The 16,493-nt window shown below is 45.4% G+C and carries 26 protein-coding genes; all 26 read right to left on the reverse strand.

All coding sequences use genetic code 11. The features are described 5' to 3' along the window. Nucleotides 1–76: 76 nt before the first annotated feature. The 26 genes from secY to rpsG all read right to left on the reverse strand — a co-directional run bounded on the left by secY (nucleotide 77) and on the right by rpsG (nucleotide 16,485). Complete coding sequence (secY, locus tag EI981_RS25400) at nucleotides 77–1,375, reverse strand: preprotein translocase subunit SecY (protein WP_127002980.1); 1,299 nt, start codon at nucleotides 1,373–1,375, stop codon at nucleotides 77–79. Continuing rightward, the gene (rplO, locus tag EI981_RS25405) at nucleotides 1,375–1,815 is read right to left on the reverse strand and encodes a 50S ribosomal protein L15 (RefSeq protein WP_127002982.1); all 441 of its coding nucleotides are present in this window, start codon (nucleotides 1,813–1,815) and stop codon (nucleotides 1,375–1,377) included. Before rplO ends, secY begins: the two co-directional genes overlap by 1 nt. A 97-nt stretch (nucleotides 1,816–1,912) precedes the next feature. Beyond that, nucleotides 1,913–2,098, reverse strand: coding sequence for a 50S ribosomal protein L30 (gene rpmD, locus EI981_RS25410; protein WP_120463611.1), 186 nt, complete (start codon nucleotides 2,096–2,098; stop codon nucleotides 1,913–1,915). Between the two features lie 13 nt (nucleotides 2,099–2,111). Continuing rightward, nucleotides 2,112–2,609 carry a 30S ribosomal protein S5 gene (gene rpsE, locus EI981_RS25415; RefSeq protein ID WP_068779115.1) on the reverse strand — a complete coding sequence of 166 codons (498 nt, stop codon included), beginning with the start codon at nucleotides 2,607–2,609 and terminating at the stop codon, nucleotides 2,112–2,114. A 27-nt stretch (nucleotides 2,610–2,636) separates the two neighbouring features. Continuing rightward, the gene (gene rplR, locus EI981_RS25420; protein WP_127005003.1) at nucleotides 2,637–3,005 is read right to left on the reverse strand and encodes a 50S ribosomal protein L18; all 369 of its coding nucleotides are present in this window, start codon (nucleotides 3,003–3,005) and stop codon (nucleotides 2,637–2,639) included. 81 nt (nucleotides 3,006–3,086) lie between these two features. Further along, nucleotides 3,087–3,629, reverse strand: coding sequence for a 50S ribosomal protein L6 (gene rplF, locus EI981_RS25425; protein WP_127002984.1), 543 nt, complete (start codon nucleotides 3,627–3,629; stop codon nucleotides 3,087–3,089). A 30-nt stretch (nucleotides 3,630–3,659) separates the two neighbouring features. Then, nucleotides 3,660–4,058 carry a 30S ribosomal protein S8 gene (gene rpsH, locus EI981_RS25430; RefSeq protein WP_127002986.1) on the reverse strand — a complete coding sequence of 133 codons (399 nt, stop codon included), beginning with the start codon at nucleotides 4,056–4,058 and terminating at the stop codon, nucleotides 3,660–3,662. Nucleotides 4,059–4,088: 30 nt separating this feature from the next. Further along, a complete protein-coding gene (locus EI981_RS25435; RefSeq protein WP_010348808.1) occupies nucleotides 4,089–4,274 on the reverse strand; it encodes a type Z 30S ribosomal protein S14 in 186 nt (61 codons plus the stop codon). Between the two features lie 46 nt (nucleotides 4,275–4,320). Beyond that, a complete protein-coding gene (gene rplE / locus EI981_RS25440; protein WP_127002988.1) occupies nucleotides 4,321–4,863 on the reverse strand; it encodes a 50S ribosomal protein L5 in 543 nt (180 codons plus the stop codon). Between the two features lie 32 nt (nucleotides 4,864–4,895). Then, on the reverse strand, nucleotides 4,896–5,249 hold the full coding sequence (gene rplX / locus EI981_RS25445; protein WP_127002990.1) for a 50S ribosomal protein L24: 354 nt from the start codon (nucleotides 5,247–5,249) through the stop codon (nucleotides 4,896–4,898). Nucleotides 5,250–5,305: 56 nt separating this feature from the next. Beyond that, on the reverse strand, nucleotides 5,306–5,677 hold the full coding sequence (gene rplN, locus EI981_RS25450) for a 50S ribosomal protein L14 (protein WP_127002992.1): 372 nt from the start codon (nucleotides 5,675–5,677) through the stop codon (nucleotides 5,306–5,308). A gap of 36 nt (nucleotides 5,678–5,713) precedes the next feature. Further along, nucleotides 5,714–5,977: a 30S ribosomal protein S17 gene (rpsQ, locus tag EI981_RS25455; protein WP_127002994.1), complete on the reverse strand. Its 264-nt coding sequence runs from the start codon at nucleotides 5,975–5,977 to the stop codon at nucleotides 5,714–5,716. Between the two features lie 50 nt (nucleotides 5,978–6,027). After that, nucleotides 6,028–6,225: a 50S ribosomal protein L29 gene (rpmC, locus tag EI981_RS25460; RefSeq protein ID WP_068779108.1), complete on the reverse strand. Its 198-nt coding sequence runs from the start codon at nucleotides 6,223–6,225 to the stop codon at nucleotides 6,028–6,030. Then, nucleotides 6,215–6,649 (reverse strand): 50S ribosomal protein L16, encoded by a 435-nt coding sequence (gene rplP / locus EI981_RS25465; RefSeq protein ID WP_120463617.1) that lies wholly within the window; start codon nucleotides 6,647–6,649, stop codon nucleotides 6,215–6,217. Before rplP ends, rpmC begins: the two co-directional genes overlap by 11 nt. 2 nt (nucleotides 6,650–6,651) lie before the next feature. Beyond that, nucleotides 6,652–7,320 (reverse strand): 30S ribosomal protein S3, encoded by a 669-nt coding sequence (rpsC, locus tag EI981_RS25470; RefSeq protein ID WP_068779107.1) that lies wholly within the window; start codon nucleotides 7,318–7,320, stop codon nucleotides 6,652–6,654. Nucleotides 7,321–7,333: 13 nt separating this feature from the next. After that, a complete protein-coding gene (rplV, locus tag EI981_RS25475) occupies nucleotides 7,334–7,666 on the reverse strand; it encodes a 50S ribosomal protein L22 (RefSeq protein ID WP_127002996.1) in 333 nt (110 codons plus the stop codon). A 36-nt stretch (nucleotides 7,667–7,702) separates the two neighbouring features. Then, the gene (rpsS, locus tag EI981_RS25480; protein ID WP_068779105.1) at nucleotides 7,703–7,981 is read right to left on the reverse strand and encodes a 30S ribosomal protein S19; all 279 of its coding nucleotides are present in this window, start codon (nucleotides 7,979–7,981) and stop codon (nucleotides 7,703–7,705) included. Between the two features lie 72 nt (nucleotides 7,982–8,053). Further along, nucleotides 8,054–8,884 carry a 50S ribosomal protein L2 gene (rplB, locus tag EI981_RS25485; protein WP_127002998.1) on the reverse strand — a complete coding sequence of 277 codons (831 nt, stop codon included), beginning with the start codon at nucleotides 8,882–8,884 and terminating at the stop codon, nucleotides 8,054–8,056. A 28-nt stretch (nucleotides 8,885–8,912) separates the two neighbouring features. Continuing rightward, nucleotides 8,913–9,203, reverse strand: coding sequence for a 50S ribosomal protein L23 (gene rplW / locus EI981_RS25490; protein WP_127003000.1), 291 nt, complete (start codon nucleotides 9,201–9,203; stop codon nucleotides 8,913–8,915). Continuing rightward, the gene (gene rplD / locus EI981_RS25495; protein ID WP_127003002.1) at nucleotides 9,203–9,826 is read right to left on the reverse strand and encodes a 50S ribosomal protein L4; all 624 of its coding nucleotides are present in this window, start codon (nucleotides 9,824–9,826) and stop codon (nucleotides 9,203–9,205) included. The genes rplW and rplD overlap by 1 nt, the downstream gene beginning before the upstream one ends. 26 nt (nucleotides 9,827–9,852) lie before the next feature. Beyond that, entirely contained in the window at nucleotides 9,853–10,476 is a 624-nt protein-coding gene (gene rplC, locus EI981_RS25500) for a 50S ribosomal protein L3 (RefSeq protein WP_127003004.1), read from the reverse strand. A gap of 44 nt (nucleotides 10,477–10,520) precedes the next feature. Next, on the reverse strand, nucleotides 10,521–10,829 hold the full coding sequence (gene rpsJ, locus EI981_RS25505) for a 30S ribosomal protein S10 (protein WP_006676490.1): 309 nt from the start codon (nucleotides 10,827–10,829) through the stop codon (nucleotides 10,521–10,523). A gap of 204 nt (nucleotides 10,830–11,033) precedes the next feature. Continuing rightward, complete coding sequence (locus tag EI981_RS25510) at nucleotides 11,034–12,371, reverse strand: globin-coupled sensor protein (protein ID WP_227011589.1); 1,338 nt, start codon at nucleotides 12,369–12,371, stop codon at nucleotides 11,034–11,036. Between the two features lie 225 nt (nucleotides 12,372–12,596). After that, nucleotides 12,597–13,787 (reverse strand): elongation factor Tu, encoded by a 1,191-nt coding sequence (tuf, locus tag EI981_RS25515; protein WP_127003008.1) that lies wholly within the window; start codon nucleotides 13,785–13,787, stop codon nucleotides 12,597–12,599. 100 nt (nucleotides 13,788–13,887) lie between these two features. Next, nucleotides 13,888–15,966, reverse strand: coding sequence for an elongation factor G (gene fusA, locus EI981_RS25520; protein WP_127003010.1), 2,079 nt, complete (start codon nucleotides 15,964–15,966; stop codon nucleotides 13,888–13,890). Nucleotides 15,967–16,014: 48 nt separating this feature from the next. After that, on the reverse strand, nucleotides 16,015–16,485 hold the full coding sequence (gene rpsG, locus EI981_RS25525) for a 30S ribosomal protein S7 (protein WP_127003012.1): 471 nt from the start codon (nucleotides 16,483–16,485) through the stop codon (nucleotides 16,015–16,017). Between the last annotated feature and the right edge of the window lie 8 nt (nucleotides 16,486–16,493).

A 16,493-nucleotide genomic window follows, 5' to 3' on the forward strand; every position in this document is an offset into this window, starting at 1 on the left:
CTAGAATCTCCTTACAAGAAACAGCATAATAGGCGCCAGGAGAGCTGAAGTTCAAACTCGGCCTGGTACCTATCTACTATTTATTAATAAAACCTTTATAGTGCCGTTTAATCAATTGTCCCTCAATCGTCTTCATCGTATCCAATGCAACACCGATCACGATCAGAATCGAGGTTCCACCGATTTGTACAGTCTTAGGCAGGTGAGCCAAAGCACCTAAACCAACCGGAAGAATCGAAATTGCGGCCAGGAACAGAGCTCCTGTCATTGTCAGACGCGTCAATACCCGTGTCAAATAAGTTTGTGTCGCCTTACCCGGACGAATGCCTGGAATAAATCCGCCATTCTTCTTCATGTTCTCAGCAAGCTGCTGAGGGTTCATCTGCACGAAAGTGTAGAAGAACGTGAATCCGATAATCATCACAACATAAAGCACCATACCTAATGCATGGTCAATGGCCAAGTTCTTGCTGACCCATTGCGCCCAGCCATGAGTTGACCAGAAGCTGGCAATGATAACCGGGAATTGTAGAAGCGATACAGCGAAAATGACTGGAATAACGCCCGCCGAGTTAATCTTCAGCGGAATATGTGTATTCTGGCCACCATACATCTTATTGCCCACAACGCGCTTAGCATATTGTACTGGAATTTTACGAATCGCTTGTTGGATGTAAATTACACCAATAATGATAAGTACGCAGACCAATACGATTGCAATTCCCTTTACCACATTCATGAAGGTTTGTCCTTCAACGATAAATTCGGAACGAGCAATGTTCTGGATATGAGACGGGAACGCGGCAACGATCCCAGCGAAGATAATCAACGAGATCCCGTTACCAATCCCTTTATCCGTGATCTGCTCACCAAGCCACATTAAGAACGAAGTACCTGCAGTCAGCACAATTGCAATAACAAGGTAATCCGCAAATGTAGCATTTGGTACCATCTCAGTACCATACAAGCGGTTGAATCCGATCGAAGTCGCGAACGCTTGAATCAATGCCAGAACTACCGTGCCGTAGCGGGTAATCTGGGCCATCTTCTTCTTACCATACTCCCCTTGCTTCGCCCATTCCGCAAATTTCGGAATGACGTCCATAGAGAGCAGTTGAACAATAATGGACGCCGTAATATACGGAAAGATCCCGAGCGCAAAGATGGAGAAGTTCTTGAGAGCACCGCCCGAGAAGGTGTTCAGGAACCCGAACAAGTCGCTCCCTGCATTGTTGACCGTCTCAAACACCCGGGTGTCAACACCCGGAACCGGAACAAAAGATCCGATCCGATAGATGATAAAGATAAACAATGTAAACAGAATACGCGTGCGCAGGTCCTTCACGTTCCAAATGTTCTTAATGGTTTTAAACATTAGATCACCTCGGTTTTACCGCCGGCAGCCTCGATTTTCTCTACCGCAGATTGAGAGAACTTATTAGCTTTAACCGTCAATTTGACAGTAACTTCACCGTTGCCAAGAATCTTGATGCCGCTTTTAGCGTTTTTCACGATACCTTGATCCATCAACAGTTCAGGAGTAACCTCTGTACCCGCCGCAAAGCTGTTAAGTTCCTCGATGTTCACAATCGCATACTCTTTCCGCGTCGGATTGATAAATCCGCGTTTTGGCAAGCGACGATACAACGGGTTTTGACCGCCTTCGAAGCCCGGACGAACACCACCGCCGGAACGAGCGTTTTGACCTTTGTGACCACGCGTAGATGTTTTACCCATACCACTACCAGTACCGCGACCAACGCGTTTGCGTTCGTGACGGGAACCAGCAGCTGAGGAAAGCTCATGTAACTTCATCGTTCGTTGCACCTCCTTATTTATTGTTGGCATTAGCCGCTAACGTTAACCCGCTTGATGCGGGTCCGTCAGTACTGAATGCAGTTATCGCTTCAGATTACTCCGCAATCTCTTGAACCTTAACCAGGTGGCTTACTTGATTAACCATGCCACGAATAGCAGGATTATCGTTATGAACCACAGTTTGGTTAATTTTGCGAAGTCCCAATGTTTTCACGGTAGTACGTTGGTTCTCCGGACGTCCGATCAAACTACGCACGAGGGTAATTTGCAATTTAGCCATGAGAATTCCCTCCTTAACCGAGTAGTTCTTCGACGGATTTACCGCGTAATTTCGCAACATCTTCAGCGCGTTTCAGACGGGAAAGACCCTCCAAAGTCGCGTTGACCATGTTGATGGAATTCGAAGAACCTAAAGATTTTGTAAGAATGTCGCCTACGCCTGCAAGTTCGAGAACCGCACGAACAGGACCACCGGCGATAACTCCTGTACCTTCTGATGCTGGTTTCAACAGAACGCTACCAGCGCCAAAACGTCCAGTTACCAAGTGAGGGATTGTAGTCCCTACGATTGGTACGTAGATAAGATTTTTCTTCGCATCGTCGATACCTTTGCGAATCGCATCTGGAACCTCGCCAGCTTTACCGATACCAGCACCAACCCAGCCTTTGCCGTCACCGACAACAACCAGTGCGCTGAAGCTAAAACGACGTCCGCCTTTAACTACTTTAGCAACACGGTTAATGTGTACTACTCTTTCAGTCAGTTCTAAAGTGTTCGGATCTACACGCAAGTGATTAACCTCCTTTTATAAATATTTTTAGAATTCAAGACCTGCTTCACGAGCTGCTTCTGCCAAAGCTTGAATTCGTCCATGATACAAGTAACCGCCGCGGTCAAATACCACAACTTTCTTGCCTTGCTCTTGTGCACGCTTAGCGATCATCTCTCCAACTTTACGTGCAGATTCAACGTTACCGCCGTTCTTGATTTCACCGCTCAGTTCTTTCTCAATTGTCGAAGCGGATACGATCGTTACACCAGCCACATCATCGATCAATTGAGCATAGATGTGTTTGGAAGAACGGAATACGTTAAGTCTTGGACGTTCAGCCGTACCAGTCACTTTTCTACGTACACGCAAATGTCTTTTCAGACGCGCTTTATTCTTATCGCCTTTAGTGATCATGACTTTCATTTCACTCCCTTCGGTTTACCTTCAAGCCATTTCGATTATGCTGCCTTCAGGCAAGCATAATAAGAAGAAACATTATTTCTTCTTACCAGCTTTACCTTCTTTACGAATAATACGTTCGCCTTCGTACTTGATACCTTTACCTTTGTAAGGCTCAGGTGCACGTACAGCACGGACTTTCGCAGCATATTCGCCTACGCGTTCTTTGTTGATCCCTTTAACAATGATCTTTGTGTTGGCAGGGACTTCAAATTCGATACCTGCTTCCGGAGTGATTTCTACCGGATGGGAGTAACCCACGTTGAGTACCAGTTTCTCGCCGGATTTGCTTGCGCGGTATCCGACACCAACTAGTTCAAGAGTCTTGGAATAACCTTCAGTTACCCCGCTCACCATGTTGTTCACTACACTGCGAGTAGTACCGTGCAGGGAACGATGCAATTTATTATCAGAAGGACGTTCTACGAGGATTTGGTTGTCTTCAACCGTTACCTTAATGTCCTTATGAATCTCACGAGTCAAAGTGCCTTTAGGGCCCTTCACTGTAATGACGCTATTGTTAAGTGTGACATCCACACCACTAGGTACTGTAATTGGTTTGCGACCAATACGTGACATTTGCTGCACCTCCTTGTTTTGTGACGTTAATTACCAAACGTAGCAGAGAACTTCTCCGCCGGCTTTCGATTGACGTGCTTCCTTATCGGTCATAACTCCCTTGGAAGTAGAGATAATCGCGATACCCAAGCCGCCGAGAACACGCGGAACTTCGTTGCTCTTCGTATATACGCGAAGACCTGGTTTACTGATTCTTTTCAAACCAGTAATAACACGTTCATTGTTGGATCCGTATTTCAAGAAAACACGAATGATCCCTTGTTTATTATCATCGATATACTCCGCATCACGGATGAAACCTTCGCGTTTCAAGATCTCAGCGATTTGTTTCTTGATCGTGGATGCAGGCATTTCCACCGTTTCGTGACGAACTGTGTTCGCATTACGAATACGTGTAAGCATATCTGCAATTGGATCTGAAATGTTCATTCATGAAACCTCCTTCCCGTTGTTGATGGTTTACCAGCTTGCCTTCTTAACGCCAGGGATCTGGCCTTTATATGCTAATTCGCGGAAGCAAATTCTGCAGATTTTAAACTTTTGCAATACAGAATGTGGACGACCACAACGTTCGCAGCGAGTATAAGCCCGCACTTTGAATTTTGGCGCACGTTGTTGTTTAACTTTCATTGAAGTTTTTGCCACTAAACCTGACACCTCCTAAATAATTTCGGAGCTGATATGCCATTTATTATTTAACAAATGGCATTCCGAGCCCTGTAAGCAGCTCGCGGGACTCTTCGTCCGTTTTAGCTGTTGTAACGATAACGATATCCATACCACGTACTTTATCAACTTTGTCATACTCGATCTCTGGGAAGATCAATTGTTCCTTAAGACCAAGTGTGTAGTTACCGCGTCCATCGAATGCTTTGTTCGATACGCCGTGGAAGTCACGAACGCGTGGAAGCGTTACATTGAACAATTTGTCAAGGAAATAGTACATACGCTCGCCGCGAAGAGTTACCTTCACACCGATTGGCATGTTCTCGCGAAGTTTGAAACCAGCGATGGATTTCTTAGCGCGAGTAATTACTGGTTTTTGACCAGCGATAAGTTGCATATCATTAACTGCAGAATCAAGCACCTTCGAGTTAGCAACAGCGTCACCAACACCCATGTTAATAACTACTTTCTCGACTTTCGGTACTTGCATTACTGTAGAGTAGTTGAATTTTTGAATCAAAGCAGGTGTTACTTCGCTCAAATAGCGTTCTTTCAATCTAGTTGCCATGAATCATGGACCTCCTTTCTTAAGTTCCTGGATTAGTCGATTACTTCACCGGATTTCTTAGCTACACGAACCTTCTTGCCGTTGTCCAATACTTTGTAACCGATACGGGTTACTTTTCCGCTCTTAGGATCAACGTGCATTACGTTCGATACATGAATCGGAGCTTCCTTCTCGATAATGCCGCCTTGTGGATTCAACTGGCTAGGCTTTTGGTGTTTCTTCACCATGTTCACGCCTTCCACAAGAACGCGGTTCTCACGAGGATAAGCGGCGATGACGCGGCCTTTTTTGCCTTTGTCTTTGCCGGAGATCACGATAACCGTGTCGTCCTTCTTAACATGAAGCTTATTGTTATGGGATTCCAGAATCTTTTTCAATCTAGGCATCTATTTACACCTCCTGTTTCGCACAGCTTAACGTACCATAGGATACGCAATCTTTATTAGATAACTTCCGGAGCCAAGGAAACGATTTTCATGAAGTCTTTATCGCGAAGTTCGCGGGCAACTGGTCCGAAAATACGAGTACCACGTGGGCTCTTGTCTTCTTTAACAACTACCGCTGCGTTCTCATCAAATGCGATGTAAGAACCGTCTTTACGACGTACGGAACGTTTTGTACGAACAACAACCGCTCTGACTACATCGCCCTTTTTGACAACGCCGCCTGGTGTTGCTTGTTTCACAGAACAAACGATCAAATCGCCAATTTGTGCTGTGCGCGCACGACCAGTACCACCCAAAACGCGAATACACATCAATTCCTTCGCGCCAGAGTTATCAGCCACATGCAAACGTGTAAATGGTTGAATCATCGTTATATCCTCCCTTCGATCAAAACTACGGTGCTATTAAATAACAATTGCTTTTTCAATAACTTCAACGAGTCTCCAGCGCTTGTCTTTAGACAACGGGCGTGTTTCAGCAATTTTAACAGTATCACCGATTTTAGCTGTGTTATTTTCATCATGTGCTTTAAATTTCTTCGTATATTTCATACGTTTATGATAAAGATCATGCTTCTTGTAGGTTTCTACTGCTACAACAATGGTCTTATCCATTTTGTCGCTTACGACTTTACCAATTTGCACTTTACGGGCGTTACGTTCGCTCATGGTTAGCCTCCTTCCTGAACATTCGCGCTTGGTCCGAGCCAGGCGCAATATTAGCTAATCCCAAGTTCTCTTTGACGTAATACGGTTTTAGCACGAGCTATTTCCTTACGCACATCACGGATCCGAGTCGGGTTATCAAGCTGGCCAGTAGCCAATTGAAAACGGAGGTTAAAGAGTTCTTCTTTAAATCCTGCAACTTTTTGTTCAATCTCAGCAGTGGTTAAGTTGCGAAGTTCATTAGCTTTCATTTGCTTCACCACCCAATTCTTCACGTTTCACAAACTTAGTCTTGATTGGCAGTTTGTGAGCGGCAAGACGCATAGCTTCACGAGCAACTTCCTCCGATACACCGGCAAGTTCAAACATGATCTTACCAGGTTTCACAACTGCAACCCATTTTTCTACGTTACCTTTACCGCTACCCATCCGAACTTCAAGAGGCTTTTGAGTAATCGGCTTGTCAGGGAAAATTTTAATCCATACTTTACCGCCCCGTTTGATGTAACGCGTCATTGCAATACGCGCTGCTTCAATTTGACGGTTTGTAATCCAAGTTGGCTCAAGAGCTTGCAGGCCGTATTCACCGAAGTTCAATTCAGTGCCGCCTTTTGCTTGACCTCTCAGACTACCGCGTTGTTGCTTGCGGTGTTTTACACGTTTTGGTACCAACATGATTAGTTGCCTCCTTCCTGAGCAGCTGGTTGTTTCTTAGCCGTAGGAAGAACCTCTCCACGATAGATCCATACTTTCACGCCAATACGTCCATAAGTCGTATGTGCTTCTGCCGTACCGTAATCGATGTCGGCGCGGAGCGTATGAAGTGGAACAGTTCCTTCACTGTAGCCCTCTGTACGAGCAATTTCAGCACCGCCGAGACGACCGCTGACTGCTGTCTTAATCCCTTTCGCTCCTGAACGCATAGTTCTTTGGATTGCTTGCTTCAAAGCACGACGGAAAGAAACACGACGTTCCAATTGTTGTGCGATGCTCTCAGCAACGAGAATTGCGTCAAGATCAGGGTGTTTAATTTCAGAAATATTGATGTGAACCTTCTTGCCACCTGCAATCTTCGTAATTTCGTTACGCAGATTTTCAACTTCCGAACCACCTTTACCGATAACCATACCTGGTTTCGCAGTGTGGATCGTCACATTCACACGATTAGCCGCTCTCTCGATTTCGATGCGAGATACTGCGGAGTCTTTCAATTTATTCTTCAGGTGTTCACGAATTTTAACGTCTTCAAGCAAGAGATCACCGAAATCTTTACCTGCATACCATTTGGATTCCCAATCACGGATAATCCCTACTCGTAATCCGACCGGATTTACCTTTTGGCCCACACGTTTTCCCTCCTTATTTTTCGGATACCACCAAAGTAATGTGGCTTGTGCGTTTGTTGATCCGGCTAGCACGTCCCATTGCACGAGGGCGGAAACGTTTCATTGTCGGACCTTGGTTTACGTAAGCTTGTGTAATAACCAATTTATTTACATCCATAGAATAGTTGTGTTCAGCATTAGCAATCGCCGAATTCAGAAGCTTCTCCACGATCGGGGATGCGCCCTTTGGAGTATGGCGGAGAATTGCGATCGCTTCGCCAACTTGCTTACCACGGATCAAGTCAACTACGAGTTGAGCTTTGCGGGGAGCAATGCGAACAGACTTTACATGTGCTTTAGCTTCCATGTGTTGTTACCTCCTCTCAAACGAAGAACTTATCGTTTAGCGTCTCGTTTTCTTGTCGTCATCCGTATGACCTTTGTAGGTACGGGTTGGAGCAAATTCACCAAGTTTATGCCCTACCATGTCCTCTGTTACGTATACCGGTACGTGTTTACGTCCGTCGTATACACCAAAAGTATGGCCGATGAATTGTGGAAAAATTGTCGAACGGCGCGACCAAGTTTTAATAACCACTTTCTTGTTCGATGCGCTCGCTTCTTCCACCTTTTTCAACATATATCCGTCAATAAAAGGTCCTTTTTTAAGACTACGGCTCATTGAATATCCTCCCTTCATACTGCTTGTTTCGAACTATAATTCAATGCCGTGAAGTGATCCGCGAGGCGCGGATTACTTCGTGCGGCCACGAACGATATACTTATCAGATGCTTTGCCTTTTTTACGCGTTTTGTAACCAAGGGTTGGTTTGCCCCAAGGAGACAATGGCGATTTACGGCCGATCGGAGCACGACCTTCACCACCACCGTGAGGGTGATCGTTAGGGTTCATAACAACACCGCGAACTTCAGGACGTTGGCCCTTCCAGCGATTGCGGCCTGCTTTACCGATCTTGATCAATTCATGGTCTGCATTACCTACAGAACCGATTGTAGCACGGCAAACTTTGAGAATTTTACGCATTTCGCCAGAAGAAAGACGAACTGTTACGTATTTTTCTTCTTTACCGAGCAATTGAGCTTCAGTACCGGCAGCACGAACGAGTTGTCCACCTTTACCTGGTTGCAGCTCAATGTTGTGGATAACTGTACCCACTGGGATGTTCTCGAGTGGAAGAGCATTACCGATTTTGATGTCGGAACCTACGCCAGACTCGATAACATCGCCTACTTTAAGCCCTTGTGGAGCAATAATGTAGCGTTTTTCACCGTCAGTATAGTGGATCAAAGCAATGTTAGAAGTCCGGTTCGGGTCGTACTCGATAGTAGCAACGCGGCCTGGAATTCCATCTTTGTTCCGTTTGAAGTCGATGATACGATATTTACGTTTGTGTCCACCGCCATGGTGACGCACAGTGATTTTACCTTGGTTGTTGCGGCCAGCTGTTTTGCTCAGCGGCGCAAGCAAGGATTTCTCCGGTGTATCTGTGGTGATTTCTTCGAATGTCGATACGGACATTCCACGTCTTGCCGGAGATGTCGGTTTATACTTTTTAATAGGCACTAGATTTCCCTCCTTACTTCAGACAATTTTATACCGATTCAAAGAATTCGAGCGGTTTGCTGTCCGGAGTCAAAGTCACGAACGCTTTCTTCCATTCCGGAGTATAACCGAAATGACGTCCATAACGTTTTGGCTTGCCAGGAACACGCAGAGTATTCACATTGCTCACTTTAACTTTGAAGATCTCTTCAACCGCTTTTTTAATTTCGGTTTTGTTAGCACGAATGTCAACTTCGAACACATATTTAAGCTCGTTCATGTAATCAGCAGTACGTTCTGTGATTAATGGACGCTTAATAATATCACGAGGATCTTTCATTACGCGAGCACCTCCTCTACCTTCTGAACTGCTTCCTTCGTAATGATCAGTTTGTCGTGCGAGAGCACGTCAAGAACATTAATGCCGTCAGCTGCTACGAATTTAACACCAGGAATATTGCGAGCGGAAAGTGCTACATTGTCATCATAGCTAGGAGCTACTACAAGCGCCTTGCGATCAACCTTCAGGTTGTTCAAGATTGCAGCAAATTCTTTGGTCTTAGGTGCATTCAAGCTCAATGCATCAAGTACGATAATGTCCTGATCAATAACTTTAGCAGACAAAGCCGATTTGATCGCCAGACGACGAACTTTCTTCGGCAATTTGTAAGCATAGCTGCGTGGAGTCGGTCCAAATACGATACCGCCACCAACCCATTGCGGAGAACGGATCGAACCTTGACGGGCACGTCCTGTTCCTTTTTGCTTCCAAGGTTTACGACCACCGCCGCGAACTTCGGAGCGTCCTTTTACTTTGTGGGTACCAAAGCGAAGGGAAGCGCGTTGCATAACAACAGCTTCATGAAGCACATGAGTGTTCGGTTCGATACCGAATACCGCATCGTTCAATTCTACCTCGCCAACTTGGCTACCGCTAACATTAAAAAGTGCTACTTTTGGCATTCTCTGTTCCTCCTTTCTTCAGTTAATTATTTTTTAATGGATTCTTTAACTTTTACGAAACTATTTTTAGGACCTGGGATCGAACCTTTAACGAGCAGCACATTACGTTCTGCATCAACTCTCACGATTTCAAGGTTTTGAATCGTAACAGTGTCGCTACCCATATGTCCTGGAAGGCGTTTGCCCTTAGGAACACGGTTTGCTTGGATGGAACCCATGGAACCAGGTCTACGATGGTAACGGGAACCGTGAGACATAGGTCCGCGGCTTTGTCCCCAACGCTTGATTACACCTTGGAAACCTTTACCCTTCGAAATACCTGTTACGTCAACAAATTCGCCCTCAGCAAAAACATCAACCTTGACCTCCTGGCCAACTTCATATCCTGCCAAGTCAACACCGCGAACTTCGCGAACGTAGCGCTTAGGCGTTGTATTTGCCTTTTTCGCATGGCCAGCTTCTGGCTTAGTTACTCTGCTTTCTTTCTTATCGGAGTAACCAAGTTGGATCGCTTCATAGCCATCGTTCTCTACGTCTTTCTTTTGCAGAACTACGTTAGAACTTGCTTCAATAACTGTTACAGGAATGACATTACCTTCTGGGGTAAATACTTGAGTCATTCCGAGCTTTTTCCCTAAGATACCTTTCATGTTGACACCTCTTTTCCTCTTTCGTTTCCATTCAATAATGGATATTACAATTTAATCTCGATATCTACACCGGACGGCAGGTCCAAGCGCATCAAGGCATCCACAGTTTGTGGAGTCGGGTTCACAATATCGATCAAACGCTTATGAGTACGCATTTCGAATTGTTCCCGAGAATCCTTGTACTTGTGTACCGCACGGAGAATAGTAATCACTTGTTTTTCAGTTGGAAGCGGAATCGGTCCAGATACACCAGCACCCGAACGTTTTGCCGTTTCAACGATTTTCTCTGCGGATTGATCAAGAATTCTGTGGTCGTAAGCTTTCAAACGAATACGAATTTTTTGCTTTGCCATTTCATTCCCTCCTTCTATCGCCCAATTTGAGATCGGACATACTCCGTGGAAATTTTCTAACTGCCCACCCCATGGCAAAGGGGCCGGGTGTGTCAGTAACCTCCCACATCATCGCAACGTCACAGAACAACATTCATTATTATATAGAAAAGCTGTGCTCATTGCAAGCAAAATTTATTATATTTATCTTATAATTGTTGAATCTTATAATTCTGAGGATGCCGCGTTCAATTGCTCTGCTGATCTGGCGACCTGAGACATGGCTGATCCGATTTCTTCTATTATATAGACGAGATGTTTGATCCGGGTCTCCACAGTTACAATCTCATCCGAGCTGCGCTGTACGGACCCTATAATATGAAGAAACACATCTCTGCTTAAATCTGAATACTCTCTTCCTTGACCAGCTGCCTGCTGCGCACCTCCAACAGCCTCAATTACTTCTGTTGTCATTCTCGAGGATTGCTGAAGTTTGTCCTTGATTTGTGCAACCGTAAACCTCGCTTCCTCTGATAGCTTCCTGACCTCCTGCGCTACCACTGTAAATCCTCGCCCATGTTCACCGGCTCTCGCTGCTTCAATGGCCGCATTAAGCGAGAGTAAATGAATCTGTCCAGCGATATTCTCGACCGATTGAGCTACTTGCCCGATCTGCTGTGAGAAGCTGCTTAAGTGTTGTGCTGTCTCCTCCACAGCATGCATGCTCTCAAAAATATAATCGATACGGTTTTTCAGTTCCTGAAGACTCTTTCTGCCTTGTTCAGCCAAGCCTTTAGATGACACAGCAAAATCAGCCAAGTGCTGAATAACCTCATTTACCCCATTTGCATCAGTGATAAGGTTATCTACAGATCGCCGTGTATCTTCACTCTTCAGCTCCAATTCTTTACTGAATATGCTGATCTTTCGTTGGAGTTCCTGTTTGACTTGTTCATACTGTGCTTCCTTCTCGTGAATATTCTCTTTCTCGTAAGCTTCAAGCACTAATTGCTGTTCAAAATTAAGCAGCTTCGTTGTTGTGGTAATCATCTGCAACATTTGCTTCTCATCATGAACCTGCTCACAAATAACCTGAATGACGGCATTTTGCAAATTCTGAAAAGCAGATAAATACCACTTCGGCTCCAGCCCAACCCGCTTATGAACCTTTGCAATTGCCAGCCGCTTCATGATGAATTCCTGACCGATTTCACCGTTGAACATTTCAAGCAAATGCCCCTCCAGCGTCTGTTTAAGTCGTTCGATCGTACTATGTTGCTCTATGATCTCCTTAAGCTTATCTACACCTAGAACAGACTGATAGAAAGAATCGACGATCCACTCCATATGCTTCGCTATAACCGGCCGCATCTGCCTTAGAACGTCCAGATCTGTATCAGTGAAGTGGATCATCTTCAATTGAGCATTGACCTCCGCCTCATCCTCAATAGCATAGGTTTGTTCATCAATTTGCCTATCTGGAGAATTCCCACTGCGATCGTTGAACATAACCTTGTGCTCTGCTAAGAATGAACGCTTCAAATTAGAAAAAGGGCATCTCATCATAATAACCCCCGATTTAAATGTAAGGACCTCGGACTACTTGAGGGCATTATAACGATGATAACCCATAAATGTAAAGCCAAATTACCCTATAATTCGACTTATTACGACATTTTTCTGCTCAATCGACTGAAAGAATAATATTTTGCTTTAATCCAACCAAACTGCACAGTGCAAAAAGACTCGTTCCATAAGGAACGAGTCTCTAAGAAGCATAAGCTTGAATTATTTGCTGATGGATACAACAGCGCCGGATCCAACAGTACGTCCACCTTCACGGATGGAGAAGCGAGTTCCTTCTTCAATCGCGATTGGGGAGATCAGGGCAACAGCAACTTCGATGTTGTCGCCAGGCATAACCATTTCAGTACCTTCTGGCAGGCTGATAACGCCTGTTACGTCAGTTGTACGGAAATAGAATTGTGGACGGTAGCCAGTGAAGAAAGGTTTATGACGTCCGCCTTCTTCTTTAGTCAATACGTATACTTGAGCGGAAAACTCAGTATGCGGATTAACGGAAGCTGGCTTTGCCAATACTTGGCCACGCTCGATTTGTGCGCGGTCAACACCACGGAGCAATGCACCGATGTTGTCGCCTGCTTCAGCGGAATCAAGCAATTTACGGAACATTTCTACGCCAGTTACGACGGATTTCTTAGTTTCTTCCTTGATACCAACGATTTCGATTTCATCGCCGACTTTAACAGTACCACGCTCTACACGGCCTGTAGCAACTGTACCACGGCCAGTGATGGAGAATACGTCCTCGACAGGCATAAGGAATGGCTTGTCAACTGGACGCTCTGGAAGCGGAATGTACTCGTCGATGATTTCGAACATCTCAACGATTTTCTTAGCCCAGTCACCATCTGGGTTCATAAGAGATTCACGAGCGGAACCTTGGATGATTGGAGTATCATCGCCAGGGAATTCGTATTCGTTCAGCAAGTCGCGAACTTCCATTTCAACCAATTCAAGAAGTTCAGCGTCTTCAACCATGTCGCATTTGTTCAAGAATACAACGATGTAAGGAACGCCTACGTTACGGGACAACAGGATGTGCTCGCGAGTTTGCGGCATTGGGCCGTCAGCTGCGGATACAACCAGGATTGCTCCGTCCATTTGAGCAGCACCAGTGATCATGTTTTTAACATAGTCGGCGTGTCCTGGGCAGTCAACGTGTGCATAGTGACGGTTAGGAGTTTCATATTCAACGTGAGACGTGGAGATTGTGATACCGCGTTCGCGTTCTTCTGGAGCCTTGTCGATTTGATCAAACGACATAGCAGCACCGCCGTAAGTTTTGGACAATACAGTTGTGATTGCTGCAGTCAAAGTAGTTTTACCATGGTCAACGTGACCAATTGTACCGATGTTAACATGCGGTTTTGTACGTTCGTATTTAGCCTTTGCCATTTTAAACATTTCCTCCTTAAAAATAAGATTAATATGTTGGACTAACCTGGGAGCAAATCCTTATTCAGGTCATCCACTCCCGGCTAGAAAATACAGAAGATTATTCTGCACCTTTGTGTTTCGATACGATCTCTTCGGAGATGTTACGAGGAACTTCTTCATAGTGAGACAATTCCATCGAGAACACGCCGCGTCCTTGTGTACCGGAACGAAGAGTTGTGGAGTAACCGAACATTTCGGAAAGAGGCACTTTCGCGCGAATGATTTGAGCGCCGCCGCGTGAGTCCATACCTTCGATACGTCCACGACGGGAGTTCAGCATACCCATAACATCACCCATGTACTCTTCCGGAACAGTAACTTCAACCTTCATGATTGGCTCAAGCAGAACCGGTTGTGCTTTTTCCTTAGCAGCCTTAAGCGCCATGGAACCAGCAATTTTAAACGCCATTTCACTGGAGTCAACGTCATGGTACGAACCGTCTACGATTGTAGCCTTTACGTCCACTACAGGGAAACCAGCGAGAACACCGTTCTTCATTGCTTCTTCGATACCTTGTTGAGCAGGTGCGACGTATTCTCTAGGAACCGAACCACCGACAATCTTGCTCTCGAATTGGTTGCCTGAACCTGCTTCAAGCGGTTCGAACTCAACCCATACGTGACCGTATTGACCACGACCACCGGATTGGCGAACGAATTTACCTTCAACGCGCGCAGGAATCTTGAATGTCTCACGGTAAGCAACCTGTGGTTTACCCACGTTGGTATCTACCTTGAACTCACGACGCATACGCTCGATGATGATATCGAGGTGAAGCTCACCCATACCAGCCAAGATCGTTTGACCTGTCTCTTCGTCCGTATGAGCACGAAGGGTAGGGTCTTCCTCAGTCAATTTACCGAGGGCAACGCTCATCTTGTCTTGGTCCGCTTTTGTCTTAGGTTCAACAGCAATTTCGATAACCGGATCAGGGAAGTTCATCGATTCCAGAATTACTGGAGACTTCTCATCACACAGTGTATCACCAGTTCCTGTGTCTTTCAAACCAACAGCTGCTGCGATATCACCAGCGTATACTTCGCTGATCTCTTTACGGCTGTTAGCATGCATTTGCAGGATACGTCCGATACGTTCGCGCTTGTTCTTCGTTGCATTCAGTACATACGAACCGGATTGCAAAATACCGGAGTATACACGGAAGAACGTAAGTTTACCAACGTAAGGGTCTGTCATAATCTTAAATGCAAGCGCGGAGAACGGCTCTTCGTCAGAAGAATGACGTTCAACCTCAGTACCGTCATCCAAGTGACCTTGAATGCTTGGTACATCGATTGGCGCAGGCAAAAAGTCTACGACTGCATCAAGCATAAGCTGGATGCCTTTGTTACGATAAGAGGAACCGCACACAACTGGGAAGATCTTAACTTCTACTACACCTTTACGAAGAGCTGCTTTCAGTTCTTCGATAGTGATTTCTTCACCTTCAAGGTACTTCATAGTTAATTCTTCATCAAGTTCTGCAACCTTCTCTACCAATTCTGCACGAAGTTCTTCAACTTTCGCTGCATAATCAGCAGGAATTTCAGTTTCCTCGATATTTTGACCTAAGTCATCTTTGTACATGTAAGCCTTTTGAGCGATCAAGTCGATAATTCCGACAAAATCATTCTCGGCTCCGATAGGCAATTGGATAGCTACTGCATTTGCTTGCAAACGCTCGCGCATATCGTTAACTACGTTAAGATAATCTGCGCCGATGATATCCATCTTATTGACATAAGCGATACGAGGAACGTTGTATTTGTCAGCCTGTCTCCATACAGTTTCAGACTGAGGCTCTACGCCTTCCTTCGCACTGAACACGCCTACTGCCCCGTCCAATACACGCAGGGAACGTTCAACTTCTACTGTGAAGTCAACGTGTCCCGGGGTATCGATGATATTTACGCGGTGACCTTTCCAAGAAGCGGTCGTTGCAGCGGACGTAATCGTAATTCCGCGCTCTTGTTCCTGGTCCATCCAGTCCATCGTTGCGGAGCCTTCATGAGTCTCCCCAATCTTATGGTTAATACCGGTGTAGAACAAGATACGTTCCGTCGTGGTAGTTTTACCGGCGTCAATATGCGCCATGATCCCGATGTTACGTGTATTTTTCAAGGAGAACTCTCTTGCCATGCAATTTTTCTCCCTTCAAAATAGAAGTTTATTATTAGTTGCTGAATCCTACCAACGATAGTGTGCGAACGCTTTGTTCGCTTCAGCCATTTTATGCGTGTCTTCGCGTTTCTTAACGGAAGCACCCGTGTTGTTGGAAGCATCGATAATCTCTGCTGCCAAACGCTCTTCCATAGTCTTCTCGCCGCGGTTGCGGGAGTAGTTTACGAGCCAACGTAATCCTAAGGAAGTACGTCTTTCCGGTTTAACTTCGATCGGCACTTGGTAGTTAGCACCACCTACACGGCGAGCTTTAACTTCCAAGACTGGCATAATATTCTTAATCGCTGCTTCAAACACTTCCATCGGGTCATTACCCGTACGTTCTTGAATGAGGTTGAACGAATTGTACAGAATGCTTTGTGCAACACCGCGCTTACCATCGATCATAATGCGGTTGATCAAGCGAGTAACAAGTTTGCTGTTATACACCGGATCCGGCAATACGTCTCTTTTTGTAACTGGACCTTTGCGTGGCATAGTTATCC

Source organism: Paenibacillus lutimineralis, assembly GCF_003991425.1.
In the GTDB taxonomy this organism is placed as follows: domain Bacteria; phylum Bacillota; class Bacilli; order Paenibacillales; family Paenibacillaceae; genus Fontibacillus; species Fontibacillus lutimineralis.